Annotated in this window: 17 protein-coding genes; 7 read left to right on the top strand and 10 right to left on the bottom strand. The window is 70.1% G+C overall.

Annotated elements, in window-relative coordinates; translation table 11 throughout:
• Positions 1–3 precede the first annotated feature (3 nt).
• The 7 genes from KBC94_RS18665 to KBC94_RS18635 form a co-directional block, all read right to left on the bottom strand.
• Positions 4–1,431: an ATP-binding protein gene (locus tag KBC94_RS18665; RefSeq protein WP_294373357.1), complete on the bottom strand. Its 1,428-nt coding sequence runs from the start codon at positions 1,429–1,431 to the stop codon at positions 4–6.
• Positions 1,431–2,798, bottom strand: coding sequence for a tRNA (N6-isopentenyl adenosine(37)-C2)-methylthiotransferase MiaB (miaB, locus tag KBC94_RS18660; protein WP_294373354.1), 1,368 nt, complete (start codon positions 2,796–2,798; stop codon positions 1,431–1,433). Before miaB ends, KBC94_RS18665 begins: the two co-directional genes overlap by 1 nt.
• Before the next feature lie 122 nt (positions 2,799–2,920).
• Positions 2,921–3,355, bottom strand: a complete 435-nt coding sequence (locus KBC94_RS18655) for a hypothetical protein (RefSeq protein ID WP_294373351.1) — start codon at positions 3,353–3,355, stop codon at positions 2,921–2,923.
• 42 nt (positions 3,356–3,397) lie between these two features.
• The gene (locus KBC94_RS18650; RefSeq protein ID WP_294373349.1) at positions 3,398–4,045 is read right to left on the bottom strand and encodes a histidine phosphatase family protein; all 648 of its coding nucleotides are present in this window, start codon (positions 4,043–4,045) and stop codon (positions 3,398–3,400) included.
• Between the two features lie 62 nt (positions 4,046–4,107).
• Positions 4,108–4,824 (bottom strand): DUF4136 domain-containing protein, encoded by a 717-nt coding sequence (locus KBC94_RS18645; RefSeq protein WP_294373347.1) that lies wholly within the window; start codon positions 4,822–4,824, stop codon positions 4,108–4,110.
• Between the two features lie 102 nt (positions 4,825–4,926).
• The gene (ttcA, locus tag KBC94_RS18640; RefSeq protein WP_294373345.1) at positions 4,927–5,868 is read right to left on the bottom strand and encodes a tRNA 2-thiocytidine(32) synthetase TtcA; all 942 of its coding nucleotides are present in this window, start codon (positions 5,866–5,868) and stop codon (positions 4,927–4,929) included.
• A gap of 134 nt (positions 5,869–6,002) precedes the next feature.
• Positions 6,003–6,935, bottom strand: coding sequence for a LysR family transcriptional regulator (locus KBC94_RS18635; RefSeq protein WP_294373343.1), 933 nt, complete (start codon positions 6,933–6,935; stop codon positions 6,003–6,005).
• 111 nt (positions 6,936–7,046) lie between these two features.
• Here KBC94_RS18635 and KBC94_RS18630 point away from each other — a divergent pair, with 111 nt between their 5' ends.
• The 3 genes from KBC94_RS18630 to KBC94_RS18620 all read left to right on the top strand — a co-directional run bounded on the left by KBC94_RS18630 (position 7,047) and on the right by KBC94_RS18620 (position 10,025).
• Entirely contained in the window at positions 7,047–8,204 is a 1,158-nt protein-coding gene (locus tag KBC94_RS18630) for an alpha/beta fold hydrolase (RefSeq protein ID WP_294373341.1), read from the top strand.
• Positions 8,201–8,971, top strand: coding sequence for an alpha/beta hydrolase (locus tag KBC94_RS18625; protein ID WP_294373339.1), 771 nt, complete (start codon positions 8,201–8,203; stop codon positions 8,969–8,971). Before KBC94_RS18630 ends, KBC94_RS18625 begins: the two co-directional genes overlap by 4 nt.
• 64 nt (positions 8,972–9,035) lie before the next feature.
• The gene (locus KBC94_RS18620) at positions 9,036–10,025 is read left to right on the top strand and encodes a tripartite tricarboxylate transporter substrate binding protein (protein WP_294373337.1); all 990 of its coding nucleotides are present in this window, start codon (positions 9,036–9,038) and stop codon (positions 10,023–10,025) included.
• Between the two features lie 37 nt (positions 10,026–10,062).
• Here KBC94_RS18620 and KBC94_RS18615 read toward each other — a convergent pair whose 3' ends face one another.
• Together KBC94_RS18615 and KBC94_RS18610 are read right to left on the bottom strand one after the other, a co-directional pair.
• Positions 10,063–10,449, bottom strand: a complete 387-nt coding sequence (locus tag KBC94_RS18615; protein ID WP_294373335.1) for a dihydroneopterin aldolase — start codon at positions 10,447–10,449, stop codon at positions 10,063–10,065.
• Between the two features lie 159 nt (positions 10,450–10,608).
• Entirely contained in the window at positions 10,609–11,385 is a 777-nt protein-coding gene (locus KBC94_RS18610; RefSeq protein WP_294373333.1) for an SDR family oxidoreductase, read from the bottom strand.
• A 106-nt stretch (positions 11,386–11,491) separates the two neighbouring features.
• Here KBC94_RS18610 and KBC94_RS18605 point away from each other — a divergent pair, with 106 nt between their 5' ends.
• From KBC94_RS18605 to KBC94_RS18590, 4 genes are read left to right on the top strand one after another with little or no spacing between them, the layout of a single operon-like run.
• Entirely contained in the window at positions 11,492–12,604 is a 1,113-nt protein-coding gene (locus tag KBC94_RS18605; RefSeq protein ID WP_294373331.1) for an SAM-dependent methyltransferase, read from the top strand.
• 44 nt (positions 12,605–12,648) lie between these two features.
• On the top strand, positions 12,649–13,410 hold the full coding sequence (hisN, locus tag KBC94_RS18600) for a histidinol-phosphatase (RefSeq protein ID WP_294373330.1): 762 nt from the start codon (positions 12,649–12,651) through the stop codon (positions 13,408–13,410).
• A 22-nt stretch (positions 13,411–13,432) separates the two neighbouring features.
• Positions 13,433–13,627, top strand: coding sequence for a DUF2905 domain-containing protein (locus tag KBC94_RS18595; RefSeq protein ID WP_294373327.1), 195 nt, complete (start codon positions 13,433–13,435; stop codon positions 13,625–13,627).
• Between the two features lie 39 nt (positions 13,628–13,666).
• On the top strand, positions 13,667–14,593 hold the full coding sequence (locus KBC94_RS18590; RefSeq protein WP_294373325.1) for an ROK family protein: 927 nt from the start codon (positions 13,667–13,669) through the stop codon (positions 14,591–14,593).
• Between the two features lie 60 nt (positions 14,594–14,653).
• Here the strand turns inward: KBC94_RS18590 and KBC94_RS18585 are convergent, their stop codons facing one another.
• Complete coding sequence (locus KBC94_RS18585; RefSeq protein WP_294373322.1) at positions 14,654–16,114, bottom strand: PLP-dependent aminotransferase family protein; 1,461 nt, start codon at positions 16,112–16,114, stop codon at positions 14,654–14,656.
• Positions 16,115–16,219 lie beyond the last annotated feature (105 nt).

Here is a 16,219-nt window from a genome sequence, read left to right as displayed (position 1 = left end):
AGGTCAGCCGCGCGGCAGGTCGATGCGGAATCGCGCGCCGGGGCCGGTGGGCAGCAGCGCAATGCGGCCACCATGGGCTGCAATGTACTCCTGCACGATGGACAGGCCGATGCCTGTGCCTTTCACGGTGTGCTCCGGCTGGCGCTCGCCGCGGAAGAAGGGCTCGAACACCCGGTCGCGGTCGTCCGGCGCGATGCCGGGACCGGCGTCGCTGATCTCGATGCTGGCGGTGTCGCCGGTGCTGGAGACGGCCAGCGCGATGGTGCCGCCTCGGGCCGAGAAGCGGATCGCGTTGGACAGCAGGTTGGCCACCGCCGTGCCCAGCTTGGCCGGATCGGCCATCACTGTCACCGGCTCGCCCTCCACCCGCACGGTCAGGCCGTGCGACTGCCACTGCAGCCGCTGGGCGTCGATCTGCTCCTGCACCAGCTTGACCAGGTTGCAGCGTTCGCGCTTGAGCTGGCGGGCCTCGAAGGCGGCGGCGTTGAAGCGCAGCAGCGCCTCGATCTGGCTTTGGAGCGACACGGCGTTCTGTTGCAGGATCTGCGCCACCTCGCGCTGGGCCGGGTTGAGCTCGCCGGTCACGCCGTCCTCCAGCAGCGACACGCCTTCGCGCAGCGCCGCCAGCGGCGTCTTGAGCTCGTGCGACACATGGCGCAGGAAGCGCGCCTTGTCGGCGTCCAGCTCCATCAGCCGCAGGCGCAGCCAGTCCAGCTGCTGCGACACGCGCCGCACGTCGGCCGGGCCGCGGATGTCGATGGGCTCGTCCAGCCGGTTCTCGCCCAGGCGCACGATGGCGCGCTCCAGCCGCTTGAAGGGCCGCGCCAGCCAGATGCCGAAGGCCAGCGCCAGGGCCGCGGCCAGCCCGCTGGCCGCCACCACCTGCAGCGTCAGCCGGCGCCGCGCGGCCTCCAGCCGGTCGGCCAGGGCGTTGTTCTGGGCCTCGATCAGCATCTGCGCCTGCTGGGCGAGCTGGGTGTTGAGCGCATCCAGTTCGCGGAACTGCAGCGCCATCGAGCCCTCGCGGGCCAGGGCCGTCTCGGGCGCGCCGTTCATCAGGTCCTCGATGGTGGCCATCTGGGCGCGCCATTGCTGGGCCGATTGCGGCAGCAGCCCGTTGTCGACCAGCCGCTGCACCACGTTCTGCGCATCCTTCTGCGCGTCGGCGAAGCGGCGGCGCAGCACGGCGTCGTTGAGCACCAGCGACTGGCGGCCCGAGCGTTCCATGGCCGCGCTGCGCTCGGCCAGCGACTGGGCGGCACCCGAGAGCAGCAGCGCCCGACGCGCCGCCTCGCGGCTTTGCGTGATGAGCTGGTCGTACTGGAAGACGGCGCGCAGCGCGACGCCCACCACCAGCGCCGTGACCACCAGAAAGGCGGCCAGCATCAACTGCTGGAAGGAGCCGCGGGCGCGTGGCCGGCCGGCCGACATCAGGCGGCCTGCGCGGCGCGCTTGGCGCCGGCTCCGTCATGCTCGTGCGTCAGCACCTCGCCGCGCAGGGTGTGCGAGAGGGCCTGGGTGATCGTCACGTCCACCATCTGGCCCACCAGGCGCGCGGGCGCCTCGAAGTTGACGACGCGGAAGCAGTCGGTGCGGCCCATCAGTTCGGCCGGGTTCTTCTTGGAAGGCCCTTCGACCAGCAGCCGCTGCGTGGTACCGACCAGCGCATCGGACAGCCGCCGGACGTTGTCGTCAATGGTCTTCTGCAGGTGCTGCAGGCGCGCGAGCTTGACCTCGTGCGGCGTGTCGTCGTGCAGCGCGGCGGCGGGTGTGCCGGGCCGCGGGCTGAAGATGAAGCTGAAGCTGGCGTCGAAGCCCACGTCCTCGATCAGCTTCATCATCTTCGCGAAGTCGTCCTCGGTCTCACCCGGGAAGCCGACGATGAAGTCGCTGGACAGCGCCAGCTGCGGCCGGATGGCGCGCAGCTTGCGGATCGTGCTCTTGTATTCCATGGCGGTGTAGCCGCGCTTCATCGCCATCAGGATGCGGTCGCTGCCGTGCTGCACCGGCAGGTGCAGGTGGCTCACCAGCTGCGGCACCTTGGCGTAGGTCTCGATCAGCCGCGGCGTGAACTCGTTGGGGTGACTCGTGGTGTAGCGGATGCGCTCGATGCCAGGAATCTCGGCGATGTATTCGATCAGCGTGGCGAAGTCGGCGATCTCGGCGGTGTCGCCCATCCTGCCGCGGTAGGCGTTCACGTTCTGGCCCAGCAGCGTGACCTCGCGAACGCCCTGGTCGGCCAGGCCCGCCACCTCGACCAGCACATCGTCGAGCGGGCGGTTGACCTCCTCGCCGCGGGTGTAGGGCACCACGCAGTAGCTGCAGTACTTGGAGCAGCCTTCCATGATCGACACATAGGCCGTGGCGCCCTCGACGCGCGCGGGCGGCAGGTGGTCGAATTTCTCGATCTCGGGGAAGGAGATGTCCACCTGCGGCCGGCGCTCGGCCTCGCGGCGGGCCAGCAGCTCGGGCAGACGGTGCAGGGTCTGCGGGCCGAAGACCACGTCCACGTAGGGCGCGCGGGCAATGATGGCCTCGCCCTCCTGGCTGGCGACGCAGCCGCCGACGCCGATCTTCACGCCCTTGGCCTTCAGGTGCTGCACGCGGCCGAGGTCGGAGAAGACCTTTTCCTGCGCCTTCTCGCGCACGGAACAGGTGTTGAAGAGGATCAGGTCGGCCTCGTCCACGTTCTGGGTGGGCTCGTAGCCGTCGGCGGCGGCGAGGACATCGGCCATCTTGTCCGAGTCGTACTCGTTCATCTGGCAGCCGAAGGTCTTGATGAAGACTTTGCGGGACATGGTGGGGGCTTTCTGTGCAAAGGGGGGGCTGCCGGGGGGCGCCGGAGGCTGGAATCGAATGGAGAGGCGTAGCGCAGCGGTGGCCGGCCGTGCCCCGCGGGCTGGGCGCCGGGGCGGCGCGCTCAGCTGCCTTCGTTGTCGGCCCGAGTGACGAAGGGCCAGATGTTGAGCAGCGGCTTGCCACTGGCCGTCGCGCGGTCGGTGGCAGCCTCGTCGGGCGAGAGGATCCAGATCTGCTGCACCTGCCCGGCGGGATCGCGCAGGTAGTTCACCGCCAGGTCCTGGCCCAGCAGCGTGCTGCCGGTCACGACCATGTTCTGGGCATTGCGGATGCGGGTGCCGGGGGCCAGCACTTCCAGCCGGCCGTCGAGGTCGGCCTGCGGAAAGTCGAGCATGCGCAGGCGACCGCGCAATGTGCCGTCGGGGAAGTTGCGGCCGCCGACGGCCGCTTCGTTCTGGGTCTGGGCCTGCGCAGGCAGGGGCGAGAGAAGGGCCGCGGTGCCCATACAGCTCAGGGCGGCGGCAAGCAGGAAATGTGGGAGGCTGCAGCGGTTCATGGGGTTCATCCAGAGGCTGGCGAGCGCGGATTCTAGGTGGCCTCAGGTGCTCGTCTCGTCGCGCGCCAGATCCCGGTTGAGGTGTCCCGTGTCGGCCCATCCCACCAGGGAGAAGCCCTCCGGCGTCCACAGCAGACGGTTGATGGCCGCGTTGCGCAGCTCCCAGGTGCGAGGCGCCTGAAGCTCCTGGCCGGTGGCGGCGCGGTAGAGCACGTCCATCACGCCGCCGTGGGCGACCAGGACCACCAGCTCGCCGGGATGGCGTGCCGCCAGTTCGGCGGCGACGGCCACGATGCGGTCCCGGAAGACCAGCAGGTTTTCGCCGCCCTCGGGGGCGAAGTCGGGCACGCGCTTGCGCCACTTGAGCGCCTGCTCGGGCAGCTCGGCCTCGATCTCGGCGAAGGTGCGACCCTCGAAGATGCCGAAGCCGCGCTCGCGCAGCCGGGGTTCGGCGATGAGTGGGGGCGCGTCGGGATGGGCCTCGGCGATGGCGCTGGCCGTCTGCCAGGCGCGGGCCAGGTCGCTGGCGTAGATGGCGGCGACGGGCTCCTCGGCCAGCGCGCGGCCCGCCTGCTGCGCCTGCCACTGGCCTTCGTCGTTGAGCGGGATGTCGAGCTGGCCCTGGATGCGGGTGTCGACGTTCCAGAGCGTCTCGCCGTGGCGCACGGCGATGAGGCGGGTGATGTCCATCGGGCGAGTGTCACCGAGAACGCGGCGGTGGGCGGGGCGCCTGCCCACTCCCCGCGAGGCGCTCAAGGGCGCGCGGGCGTCGGCGTCGGGGCAGCCGGCGCGGCCGTTGCGGGCTGCGGGGCGGCCTGCGTGGACGCGGGCGGCTTCGTCTCGACCGTCACATCCACGCGGCGCACGGCCTGCGGCGGGTTGGGAAAGCCCTGCAGCGCCGCATGGAACATCACCGGCAGGATCCGCCGCGTGTCCGGGTAGGGGCCGTCGTGGCGGGCATGGGTCTCGTAGACGACCTGCCGGTCGGGCAGCGAGCGCATCACGATCGACACCTCGCGGCCGTACCAGGTCTGGTTGGGCGGCAGGGCGCCCGGGCCCCACCAGCCGCCGCCGTACCAGCCGGGGCGGCCATAGCCCAGGCCCACGCCCCAGCGCGGACCCCAGCCGGGGCCCCAGCCCGGACCATCGAACCACGGATCGGCCCAGGGCGACAGTTCCAGCTGCGAGCGGGCGCTCACCTGCACGGCATAGCGCGGATTGGCGTCGTCGCGCCGGAGCCCGGCGGCGGCCAGCGAGGGCTCGGCCAGGGTTTCCAGGTCGGTCTGGGCCGCGTCGTTCGCTTGCTGCGAGGGGAGGCGTTCGAAGCGGTAGGTGGCGCCAGGCGGAATGGGTGCCTTGGCATAGCTCTGGACGTTGTTGTCCACCACGTAGGAGGTGGCACAGCCCGTCAGGCCGGCGGCCACCGCCGTCACGGCGGCCAGGCCGAGGAGTCGCAATGCGCGTTGCATGTCGTCGTCATCCCTGGGGCCGTTGGCCGGCCCCTGTGTCGTTGTCGCATCGGCTGGACGCGCGGCGGCGCGTCGTGGCTGGAAGTCGGCGGGAAGCGCGCGTCAGCCGAGGCTGAACACCTGCACCGCCGAGGGCATGGCGGGCACGGGCGGCAGTTCGGGCGGATCGAAGGCCCGGTCGCCGTCCTCGCTGGCCACGCCGGTCGGCTTCAGACCCTTGAAGTCGTGCAGGGTTCCGTCCAGCAGGTGCGAGGGCGCCACGTTCTGCAGGCTGTGGAGCATGTTCTCGAGCCTGCCGGGATGCTTGCGTTCCCAGTCGCGCAGCATGTCGCCGACCACCTGGCGCTGCAGGTTCTCCTGGCTGCCGCAGAGGTTGCAGGGAATGATGGGGAAGCCGCGGTGCTGGGCCCAGCGCACGAGGTCCTTCTCGGCCACGTAGGCCAGCGGGCGGATCACCACATGCCGGCCGTCGTCGCTCACCAGCTTGGGCGGCATGGCCTTGAGCTTGGCGGCGAAGAACATGTTGAGGAAGAAGGTCGCCAGGATGTCGTCGCGGTGGTGGCCCAGCGCGATCTTGGTGGCGCCCAGCTCGTCGGCCACGCGGTAGAGGATGCCCCGGCGCAGGCGCGAGCACAGACCGCAGGTGGTTTTGCCCTCGGGCACCACGCGCTTGACGATGCTGTAGGTGTCCTGCTCCTCGATGTGGAAAGGCACGCCCACCTGCTTCAGATAGGCCGGCAGCACGTCTTCCGGAAAGCCGGGCTGCTTCTGGTCGAGGTTGACGGCGATCAGCTCGAAGTTGACCGGCGCCCGGGCCTTGAGCTTGAGCAGGATGTCCAGCATGCCGTAGCTGTCCTTGCCGCCCGAGAGGCACACCATGACCTTGTCGCCCTCTTCGATCATGTTGTAGTCGGTGATGGCGCGGCCGACCTCGCGACACAGGCGCTTTTCGAGCTTGTGCGTCTCGCGCTCGATCTTCGCGGCCGCCTGGTGGCTGGGGGCGGCGGCTGCAGGGGCTTCGGGTTCGGTCCAGACGGCGTTCATGGGGCGCGATTTTGCCCGGGACGCCACATCCTCATGGACCGCGCGGGCCTTCGGTGCCGTGAAACGGCGGTGCGCAGGGATGCCTCGGGCGCTGACTATCGCGGACGATTTCTGCGCGACCACGCCAGCGATGTTCACGACGGAGAGTGCGGGCGGAGGAATCCCTGCTGTACCGCCACATCCTGCAGGTTGCGCCTCACCCAGCGCAGCACCGGGTCGTCCACCTGGTGCCGGTGCCACTGCATCGCGATGCGCACGGGCGGGATGTGGATCGGGCAGGTCATCAGCCGCAGCGGCAGCGTCTTCAACAAGCCCTTGGCGAAGGATTTCGGAATGGTGGCGATGTGCGAAGTCCCGACCACGCAATCCGCCACGGCCGAAAAGGTCGGGACGCGCATCGCGATGCGCCGCACGACGCCCTGCATCTCATAAGCGACCTGATCCAGGGTCGGCAATCGGCCGTCGCCGAGGAGCGGAACGACGTGCCCCATCTTCTGGAAGGCCTTGAGCGAAAGGGTCCGGCCGATCAGGGGGTTCTCGGCCCACGCGATGCAGCAGAACGAGTCCGAGAGCAGCAGCTCGCTGGGGTGATGGCTGGCGACGGCGGAGGCGCCCAGCAACACCAGGTCGACATGCTGGTTCTCCAGTTCGGGCGAGTCGTATCCCGAGACCGGCCGGACCGCGAACGTGAGCCGTGGCGCGGTCGTCTCGGCCATCCGGAACAGCGGCACCAGGACGGTACTGAACACATAGTCCGACGCCACGATCGTGATGTTCCGCTCCATGCGCAGCGGGTCCGTCTCGGGCCGCAACTGCGTCAGCGCCTGGGCGCGCGACAGGATGTCCCGCACAGGGTCGACCAGGGATTCCGCAAACGGCGTCAGCGCGTAATGCCTCCCTTCCCGCAGCAGCAATGGGTCCTGGAAGTAGTCCCGCAGCCTTGCCAGCGCGGCACTGGTCGCAGGCTGGCTCAGGTGCATCTGCTTCGCCGCCCGGCTGACGTTGCGGTGCGCCAGCAATGCGTCCAGACATGCGAGGAGATTGAGGTCCAGCCGGTTGATGCGCATCCGCAAACTATAGGTCAGGCAAATAGTTTGAATCCACAAGAACAGTTTTTGCTTATGCCCGCCCACTGGCACAGTCCCGTTGCGAACAACGCCGATTGAACAGGAGACCCCATGCAGGATGCCCAGCAGACGCCGGACGGCGATGTCCAGGGACGCCCCAAGACGCTCGCCGAGGCGCGTGTCTGGATGAAGACGAGGCTGCGCTCTCGCACCCACCCGATGAACGCGCTGGATCCGGACGAGGGCGTCGACCTGATCGACCGCCTTCCGGGACTCGACGGCGCCCAGTGGGCCGCGCATTGGCGCGAGGCAGGCGATGCCTGCAGCGCCTCCGCGGAAAAGGCCGAGCAGGCGGGCGCCCTGGACGAGGCCTGCAAGCTGTTCATGAAGGCGAGCGGTCTCTACTTCATGGGCCGCTTCCCCTGCCCGGATCATCCGGCCAAGCTGCGCTGCGCCGAACGCGAGCGGGAAACCTACCTGAGAGCCGCCCGGCTCTGGACGCTGCCGGTGCAGGTGGTGCGCATTCCGTTCGCTGGCCGGGAGGGCGAGGGGGACTCGATCACCGCCCTTCTGCGCAGGCCCGCGAATGTCGAACGTCCTCCCGTCGTGGTCATGTGGGGCGGCGTCGATGCCTGGAAGGAGCAGATGACCCAGGCCTGCGATGCCCTGCTGGCGCTGGGCATCGCGACGGTCGCGATGGACAACGCGGGCACGGGGGAGTCCCCGGTCAAGGGTGTGCAGGACGCCGAAAGGCAGTTCACCACGGTGTTCGACTGGATCGACACGCAGTCCGATCTCGACGGCCAACGCCTGGCCTGCCTGGGCCGTTCGTTCGGCGGCTACTGGGCCACCAAACTTGCACTGCTCTACCCCGACCGGCTGCGGGGCGCAGTGAACTGGGGCGGTGGCGCGCACTACATGTTCCAGCCTGAATGGATCGGCGCGTCCCGCTACCCCGACAGCTACCTGATGGGACTGGTGGAGACACGCTGCCGCATGCTGGGTGCCCGCAACGACGAGGAATACCTGGCCTTCTTCAAGCGCCTGTCCCTGCTCGACCAGGGACTGCTCGACCGCCGCAGCGCACCGCTGCTGCTGGTCAACGGGCGCGAGGACAAGCAGTGCCCGATCGCCGATCTGCACTTGCTGACAGAACACGGCAATCCCAAGCATGTGCGGCTGTTTCCGGGCGGGCACATGGGCCTGACGCCGCAGACCCTGCCCACCATCGTTGCCTGGCTTGCGGGTCAGCTGGGAGTTCCGGCATGAGCTGGCCGCTGCACCTGGACGTCTTCGGTGCCGAGTCCGCGCCAGCCGTCGTCCTGCTGCATCCCATCGCGACCCGCGCGGAGGCATGGCGCCTGCAGATTCCCGTGCTGGCGCGTCGCTTCCGCGTCATCGTTCCGGATCTGCCCGGCCATGGCCGCTCTGCGGCCCTGCCACCCGGGGCGGCGTTGCATGACTACGCGGCCGCGGTCCTGCTCGCGCTCGAGCCCCTCGGGCTGCGGGAGTTTTCCCTCGCAGGCCTGTCGTTCGGCGGCATGGTGGCCCAGGCCATGGCGCTCGCGGCGCCCTCCCGCATCCGACGACTGGTGCTCGCGCATTGCGGCGCGGTGACGCCGGCGCCGGTGAGGGCCGTCTGGCAGCAGCGGGTGGCGGACGCACAGGCCGGCGGCATGGCGCAGCAGGTCCGCCCGACCCTGGACCGGTGGTTCACGCCGGACTTCCTGGGCCGTGCGCCCGCGACCACCGATTGGATCGGCCGCATGGTCGCCGACACCTCCGTGACGGGATACACCACGGCGGTCCATGCCATCTGCGGGCTGGACCACATCGCCTCCCTGGGGCGGCTGGAGATGCCGACGCTGGTGATCGCAGGTCAACAGGACATGGCGGTCAGCCCGGCGGTCTCGCAGGCGCTGGCCGCGTGCATCCAGCATGCCGAGTTGCGGTTGATGGCCGACGCCGCGCACATGAGTCATGTCGAGCAGGCTGCGACGTTCACCGAGACGGTGGACGCCTTCCTGTCACCGTGAAGCAGAAGCCCTCGGGCTCAGAAAGAGGCCGGCCAGACAGCGCAGGCCCTACCTTGGAGACACCATGTCCGACTCTGGAATCACAAGAAAATCCTTCCTTGCCACACTGGCCGCCGCAGCCTGCCTGGGTGGCGTGCCGCCGGTGCTGGCGCAGGAGCGCGACAGCCGGGTAACGCGGATCATCGTTCCCTTCGGCACGGGCGGTGCGCCCGACATCGTGGCCCGCCTGCTGGCCAATGTGCTGGGCCAGCGCACCGGAAACACCTTCATCGTCGAGAACCGCGCGGGTGCCAACGGCAACATCGGCGCGGACATCGTGGCCAAGGCGCCGCCGGATGGCCATACCTTGCTCCTGCATGGTCCTTCCCTGGCCATCAATCCCAGCATCTACAAGAAGCTTCCCTTCGATACGGAGCGCGACCTGCGCCCGGTGGTGGAGGTCTGTGCGGCCGAGGGCATGCTGCTCGTCGTCAATGCGGCCAACCCTGCCAGGACGCTGGCCGACTTCATCGCGGCGGCCAAACGGCCGGGCGCCAAGCTGGCCTATGCCTCTCCGGGTGTGGGCAATGCCTTTCACCTGGCCGCCGAGAACTTCCTCAATGTCGCTGGCGTGCAGGCCGTCCACATTCCCTACAAAGGCGCAGGAGAGGCCGTCACCGCACTGATGGCGGGAGACGTGCAGTTCCTGATCGGCTCGGCGCCCAGCGTCGGGCCCCAGCTGCAGGTGGGTCGCCTGAGGGCCCTGGCGTTCGCGGCCAAGCGCCGCAGCGCTGATTTCCCGAACGTTCCCACCTTTGCCGAGAGCGGTCTGGCCGGCCTGGAGATGACGCTGTGGTACGGCCTCTTTGCGCCGCGCGGAACCACGGACGCCGTCATCGGGACCGTGAATGCCAACGTGCGTGCGGCGCTCGACGATCCGGGCATGCGCCAGGTGCTGGCGCAGCAGGGTCTGGTGCCGGTGGGCGGCGAGCCGCGTCAGCTGGCGGGACTCCTCCACCGGGACATCGGCCTCTACGGCACGCTCGCCAAGCGTGCCGGGATCCAACCCGAATGAGCGCGATGCAATCCGACTCGATGGGCCTCGCCTGCGCTCACCACTGGCCGGTCTCGACTTGGATCGCGACTTCGCAGTCGTCGAAGATTTCCAGCTTGGCGATCTTCACCCGCACGCCCAGCACGCCGGGCAGCTGCATCAGCCGGCCGGCCACCTGGCCGATCAGGCTTTCCAGCAGGTTCACATGGTGCGCGGTGCACTCGTCGATGATGATCTTGCGCACCTTGCGGTAGTCGAGCACATGGAAGATGTCGTCGTCCTGCGGTGCCAGCGGCTGCGGACCCAGGTTGAGTTCGGCATCGACGCGGATCGGCTGCGGCGCCGTCTTCTCGCTGTCGAGGATGCCCAGGTTGGCATCGAAGCGCAGGCCCGTGAGCGTCAGGCGTTGCTGGCCGTGGAGGGGAGAAGTAGGCTGGACATTCATGGCATGTCGTGAAGAGAGTCGGCGGCCGATGCGCCTGCGGGATGCAGAGGGCCGCGGAGCAGGCCACGCGTGGGCATCCGCGGAACCGGCTTTGCCGGGCCGCTGGATGCGCCCCCTGGAGGGGGAGGCGCAGCGCGAAGCGCGGAGCCTGGGGGTGTTTCACATCAATGAAAAGTCGCGGTCGAAGCGCATGAGATGTTGGCCGCCGTCGACCAGCAGCGTGGTGCCGGTCATCGAGTTGTTCTCGAGCGCGAAGCGCACCGTGGCCGCCACGTCCTGCGGCGTGGAGGAGCGGCCCAGCGGCGACAGGCGATGCAACTGCTGGAAGCGCTCGTCGCTCAGCATGTGGCTGGTCAGCGTGAGACCCGGGGCCACGCCCACCACGCGCACGCGCGGTGCCAGGGCCAACGCCAGCAGCGGCGTGGCGGCTTCCAGCGCGGCCTTCGACAACGTGTAACTCAGGAAGTCGGGATTCGGGTTCCACAGCTTCTGGTCCAGCAGATGGACCACGGCGCCTTGGCCGTCGCGTTCGTCCAGATGCTGGCGCAGCGCCTGGGCCAGCACGATGGCGGCACCGGTGTTGCTGCGCAGATGGGCCTCCATGGCGGCATAGCCAAAGCTGGCGGCATCGTCGTGCTCGAACCGCGAGGCGCTGTGCACCACGGCGTCGAGCCGGCCGAACTCGGCCACCACCTGCGGCACCATCGCGCGGACGGCGGCCTCGTCCTCCAGCTCGGCGCTGATGATCGCGGCGCGGCCGGAAAGCCGGGCGCAGTCGGCGGCGGTGGCCTGGGCTTCGTCGCGCGAGCTGCGGTAGTGCACCGCGACCTGCCAGCCGCCCGCCGCCAGGGCCAGGGCGATCTCGCGGCCGAGCCGGCGGCCGGCGCCGGTCACCAGCACGGTACGCGGTTCACTGGCGGAGGGAAGGGCACTCATGGATGGGTGATCGGTGGGGGGCATCGGTCGGTCGGCCGGGCATGCCGCCAAAGGGCAAGGACCCCAGGCGCCGGGCCACCCGGAGGTTGCAGGGAGAATGGGTGCCGTGAGCACCCCGACGACCCCGCCCAGTGTACCGACCGCCTCTTCTGCCTGTGCAGCGCTGGTGAGGCGCGCCATCGAGCGGGACGGTGGCTGGCTGCCGTTCGACCGCTTCATGGCGCTGGCCCTCTACGCGCCGGGGCTGGGCTATTACGCGCACGGCAGCCGCAAGTTCGGCCACCTGCCGCAGTCGGGCAGCGACTTCGTGACCGCGCCCGAGCTGTCTTCGCTGTTCGGTCAGAGCCTGGCCGTGGCCGTGGCCGATGCCTTCGAGCACACGGGTACCGACGAGGTCTGGGAATTCGGTGCCGGCAGCGGCGCCCTGGCCGCGCAGCTGCTGGAAAGCCTGGGCGAGCGCGTCGCGCGCTACACCATCGTCGACCTCTCCGGCGCCCTGCGCGCGCGCCAGCAGGAGCGTCTCGCGCCCTGGGCCGGCCGCGTGCGCTGGGTCGATGCGCTGCCCGACGGCATCGAAGGCGTGGTGGTCGGCAACGAGGTGCTGGACGCCATGCCGGTCCAACTGCTGGTGCGGCGCGCCGGCGAGTGGCTGGAGCGCGGCGTCGTCGTGCAGACCGATGGCCGCTTCGGCTGGGACGACCGACCGACCGGGCTGCGCCCGCCCGTCGAGCCCGACGGCCCTCAGGACTACCTGACCGAGGTGCATCCCCAGGCCCGCGCCTTCATCGCCACGCTGGCCGAGCGCCTGAAGCGCGGCGCCGCCTACTTCCTGGACTATGGCTTTCCCGAGGTCGAGTACTACCACCCGCAGCGCCACATGGGCACGCTGATGTGCCACCAGGCCCACCGCTCCGACGACAACCCCCTCGTGGCCGTGGGCGACAAGGACATCACCGCCCACGTCGACTTCACCGGCGTCGCGCTGGCCGGCCAGGACGCCGGCCTGGAAGTGCTGGGCTACACCAGCCAGGCGCGCTTTCTGCTCGACTGCGGCCTGGCCGAGCGCATGATGGCCGCCCCGCTGGCGGAACGGGCCCTGGCGGCCCGCCTGATCCACGAGCACGAGATGGGCGAGCTGTTCAAGGTGCTCGCCTTCGCCGCTGGCGAGCCGTGGGACGCCATCGGCTTCCGCCAGGGCGACCGCAGCCACACGCTCTGATTCCTTTGATTTCACCGACCGCATCGCGCCATCCCCGCCCGCCCATGAACGACCTGCTCCGTACCGCCCACGCCCTGGCCGATGCCGCCGCCGCCCAGTCGATGGCGCATTTCCGCCAGCCGCTGGACATCATCACCAAGGCCGACGAAAGCCCGGTTACGCTGGCCGACCGCGCGGCCGAGCAGGCCATGCGCGACATCCTGGGACAGGCCCTGCCGCAGGACGGCATCTATGGCGAGGAGCATGGCCAGCAGAACCTGGACGCGGCCCGCGTGTGGGTGCTCGACCCCATCGACGGCACGCGCAGCTTCATCACCGGCTCCCCCCTGTGGGGCACGCTGATCGGCGCCATGGAGGGCGGGCGCGTGGTGCTCGGCCTGGTCGACATGCCGGTGCTCGGCGAGCGCTGGGTGGGTCAGGACGGCGTGGCCATGCGCAACGGCCAACCGGTGCGCGTGCGCGAATGCACGCAGCTGTCCGAGGCGCGCATCTTCACCACCTCGCCCGACATCTTCTCGGCCGACGAATGGACGGCCTTCGACCGCCTGAGCCGCCAGTGCGCCATGCGCCGCTTCGGCGGCGACTGCTACAGCTATGCCCAACTGGCCGGCGGCACCATCGACCTGGTGGTCGAGGCCGGCCTGCAGCCCTACGACTACCTGGGCCCCGCCGGCCTGGTGGAGGCAGCGGGCGGCGTGATCACCGACTGGGCCGGCCAGCCGCTGGGCCTGCATTCCGACGGCCGCGTGGTCGCCGCCGCCACGCCCGAGCTGCACCGACAGGCCCTCGCGGCCCTGGCTGGCTGAGCGAGCCGCAACCCCGTCGCTCATGCTGCGCTGGCTGCTTGTCACCATGCTGGCCCTGCTGCTGCTGCAGGGCCTCACGGGCTGGCTGCGCAAGCTCGGCTTCGGCCGGCTGCCGGGCGACTTCCAATTCAAGCTCTTCGGCCGCGTGTGGCAAGTGCCCATCGCCAGCACCGTGGTGCTGAGCATGATCGCGGCCGGCGTGGCGCGCTTACTCTGAGCTTCCTCTTCTCTTTCAACGATCCAAGGAAACCCGCGCATGAAAGCCTGCGTCGACATCGGCGGCACCAAGGTGGCGGTGAGCCTGGCCAAAGCTGGCAGTACCGACCTGATTGCCCGGCAGAACGCGCCCACCGCCAAGACCGGCGACAACGAGGCGGTGGCCCGGCAGGTGATGCAGCTCATCGAGGCGGCCTGTGCCGAGGCCGGCGTGCCGGTGTCGGCGGTGGACCAGGTGGGCGTGTCGTCGGCCGGCCCTTTCGTGCTGCGCGAGGGCGCCATCGCCCTGGCCACGCCCAACATCTGCGGCGGCCTGGCGGGCCCGGACCGGGGCCTGCCCAACGACTGGACCTTCGCGCCCATCGAGGCGCCGCTGGCCGCCCGCTTCGGCCGCGTGCGGGTGGAGAACGACGCCGTCGCCGCGCTGGAGGCCGAGCGCCGCTGGGGCGCGCTGCAGGGCCAGGACCATTGCGCCTACGTCACCTGGAGTACCGGCGTGGGCGTCGGCCTGTGCGTGGACGGGCGCACGCTGCGTGGCAAGAACGGCAACGCGGGCCACGCCGGCCACCTGTTCGTCAGCGATGACGACAACGAGGCGTTGTGCGGCTGCGGCAACCGCGGCGACGTGGAGTCGCTGGTGGCGGGCAACGCCATCGCCCGGCGTTTCGGGGTGGATGCGGCCGAACTCTTCGGTGCCGCACAGCAGGGCGATGCAAAGGCCCTGGCCACGGTGGACGCGCTGTGCCGCGTGATGGGCCGCCTGCTCTACAACCTGGTGGCCGCGCTGGACCTGTCGCGCATCAGCCTGGGTGGCAGCGTCTTCTGGCACAACCGCGACTTCCTGCTCCCGCGGCTGCAGTCGCAACTGGAGGGGCGCCTGCCCTCGCTCACCGAGGGTGTGGAATTGGTCGCAGCGGGCCTGGGCGACAAGGTCGGGGACTACGCCGCGCTGGCGCTGGTCGACTGACCCGCTGACGTCCGGCGAAGCGTCAGCGCAAGAGAACAGCGGCGCGTCGGGGCTGGCCGCTCAGGCCGCCCGGCGCACCGCGGGCCTCGCCACCTGGACGGCCAACTCCCCCAGCCGCTTCAAGCCTGCCGCCAGCGCCGGTGACCAGGGCAGGCCGCAGTTGATGCGCACAAATCCGTCGCAGCGCGCGCTGTTGGAGAACAGCGTGCCCGGCGCAACGAGGATGTGCTCTTCCAGCGCCGCATCGAACAGCGCCTGGGCCTGCGTGCCAGCCGGCAGCTCCACCCACAGCTGAAGCCCGCCGGGCGGCAGGTTGATGCGCGTGCCGGCCGGGAAGTGCGCGGCGATGGCATCGGCCGTGCGCTCGCGCTGCAGCCGCAGCGTCTCGCGCAGGCGGCGCAGGTGGCGGTCGTAGGCGCTCGTGGCCATGAACTCGCCCACGGCCCATTGCGACAGCTCCTCGTTCATCCGCGTCTGGGCGAACTTGAGCATCTCCACCCGCGCATGCCAGCGGCCGGCGTGGATCCAGCCCAGCCGCAGCCCGGGCGCCAGCACCTTGTGCAGCGAGGCGCAATGGATCACGCCGCCGTCGGTGTCGAAGGACTGGACGGCACGCGGGACGGCGTCCATGTCCAGCAGCTCGGTGTAGGTGTCGTCCTCGATCAGCGCGGTGCCGTGCGCGCGGCACAACTGCACCAGCCGCTGCTTGTGGGTGTCGGGCATGACGCTGCCCAGCGGGTTCTGCAGGTGCGGCACCACCGCGACGGCCTTGATGCCTTCGTAGGTGCGCAGGGCGAGCTCCAGCGCGTCCAGCGACAGGCCGGTCTGCGGGCTGGTGGGAATCTCCAGTGCGCGCATGCCCAGGCTTTCGAGCGCCTGCAGCAGGCCGTAGAAGGTGGGCGATTCGACGGCCACCGTGTCGCCGGGCTGGGCGACCGCGCGCAGCGCCAGGTTCAGCGCCTCGATGCAGCCGTTGGTGGGCAGCACGTCCTCGGGCGCGAGGTGCATGCCGGCGCGTAGCGCCCGCCGCGCCACCGCCTCGCGGAAAGGTGTGCGGCTGCGCGAGGGCGATGCCTGCGTGAGCAACTGCGGCCGCTGGCGCAGGCTGCGCATCATGGCCGTGCGCAGGGCCTCGGCCGGGTAGAACTCGGGCGAGGCGCGGGCGGAGGACAGGTCCAGGTGCACCTCGCCCCAGCGGCGGCGGGTGACGAAGTCCGACACCGTCTGGTGGATGCCGACGAACTGCGCCGGATCGGGCGGCCGGTCGGCGGCGGGCTCGTCCATGGGCACCATGGCCAGGCGGCGCGGCTGGCGCACGAAGTAGCCCGAGCGCTCGCGCGCCTCGGCGAAGCCATCGCCTTCGAGGGTGCGGCAGACCTGCAAGGCGGTGGACAGGCTCACGCCATGCAGCTTCATCAGCTCGCGCAGCGAGGGCAGGCGCTCGCCGGGCTGCAGCGTGCCGGCGCGGATGGCCTGGGTGTAATGCTGGGCCAGCTGGCGGTAGCGGGGCAGGGGGGACATGGCTGCGATGGTGCGCCGGCCGGGTGCATCGGAACAGATGCAGTTGGGCGGCGAATCGACCATAACAGAACGCCTTTCGGCGCCGCTGTTGCGGTCGATGTCCGC

It is taken from the genome of Pseudacidovorax sp. (assembly GCF_017991995.1).
GTDB lineage: Bacteria > Pseudomonadota > Gammaproteobacteria > Burkholderiales > Burkholderiaceae_C > Xenophilus.
Note: the sequence above shows the minus strand (reverse complement) of the source record. Positions and strands in the feature narration are given on the sequence as shown.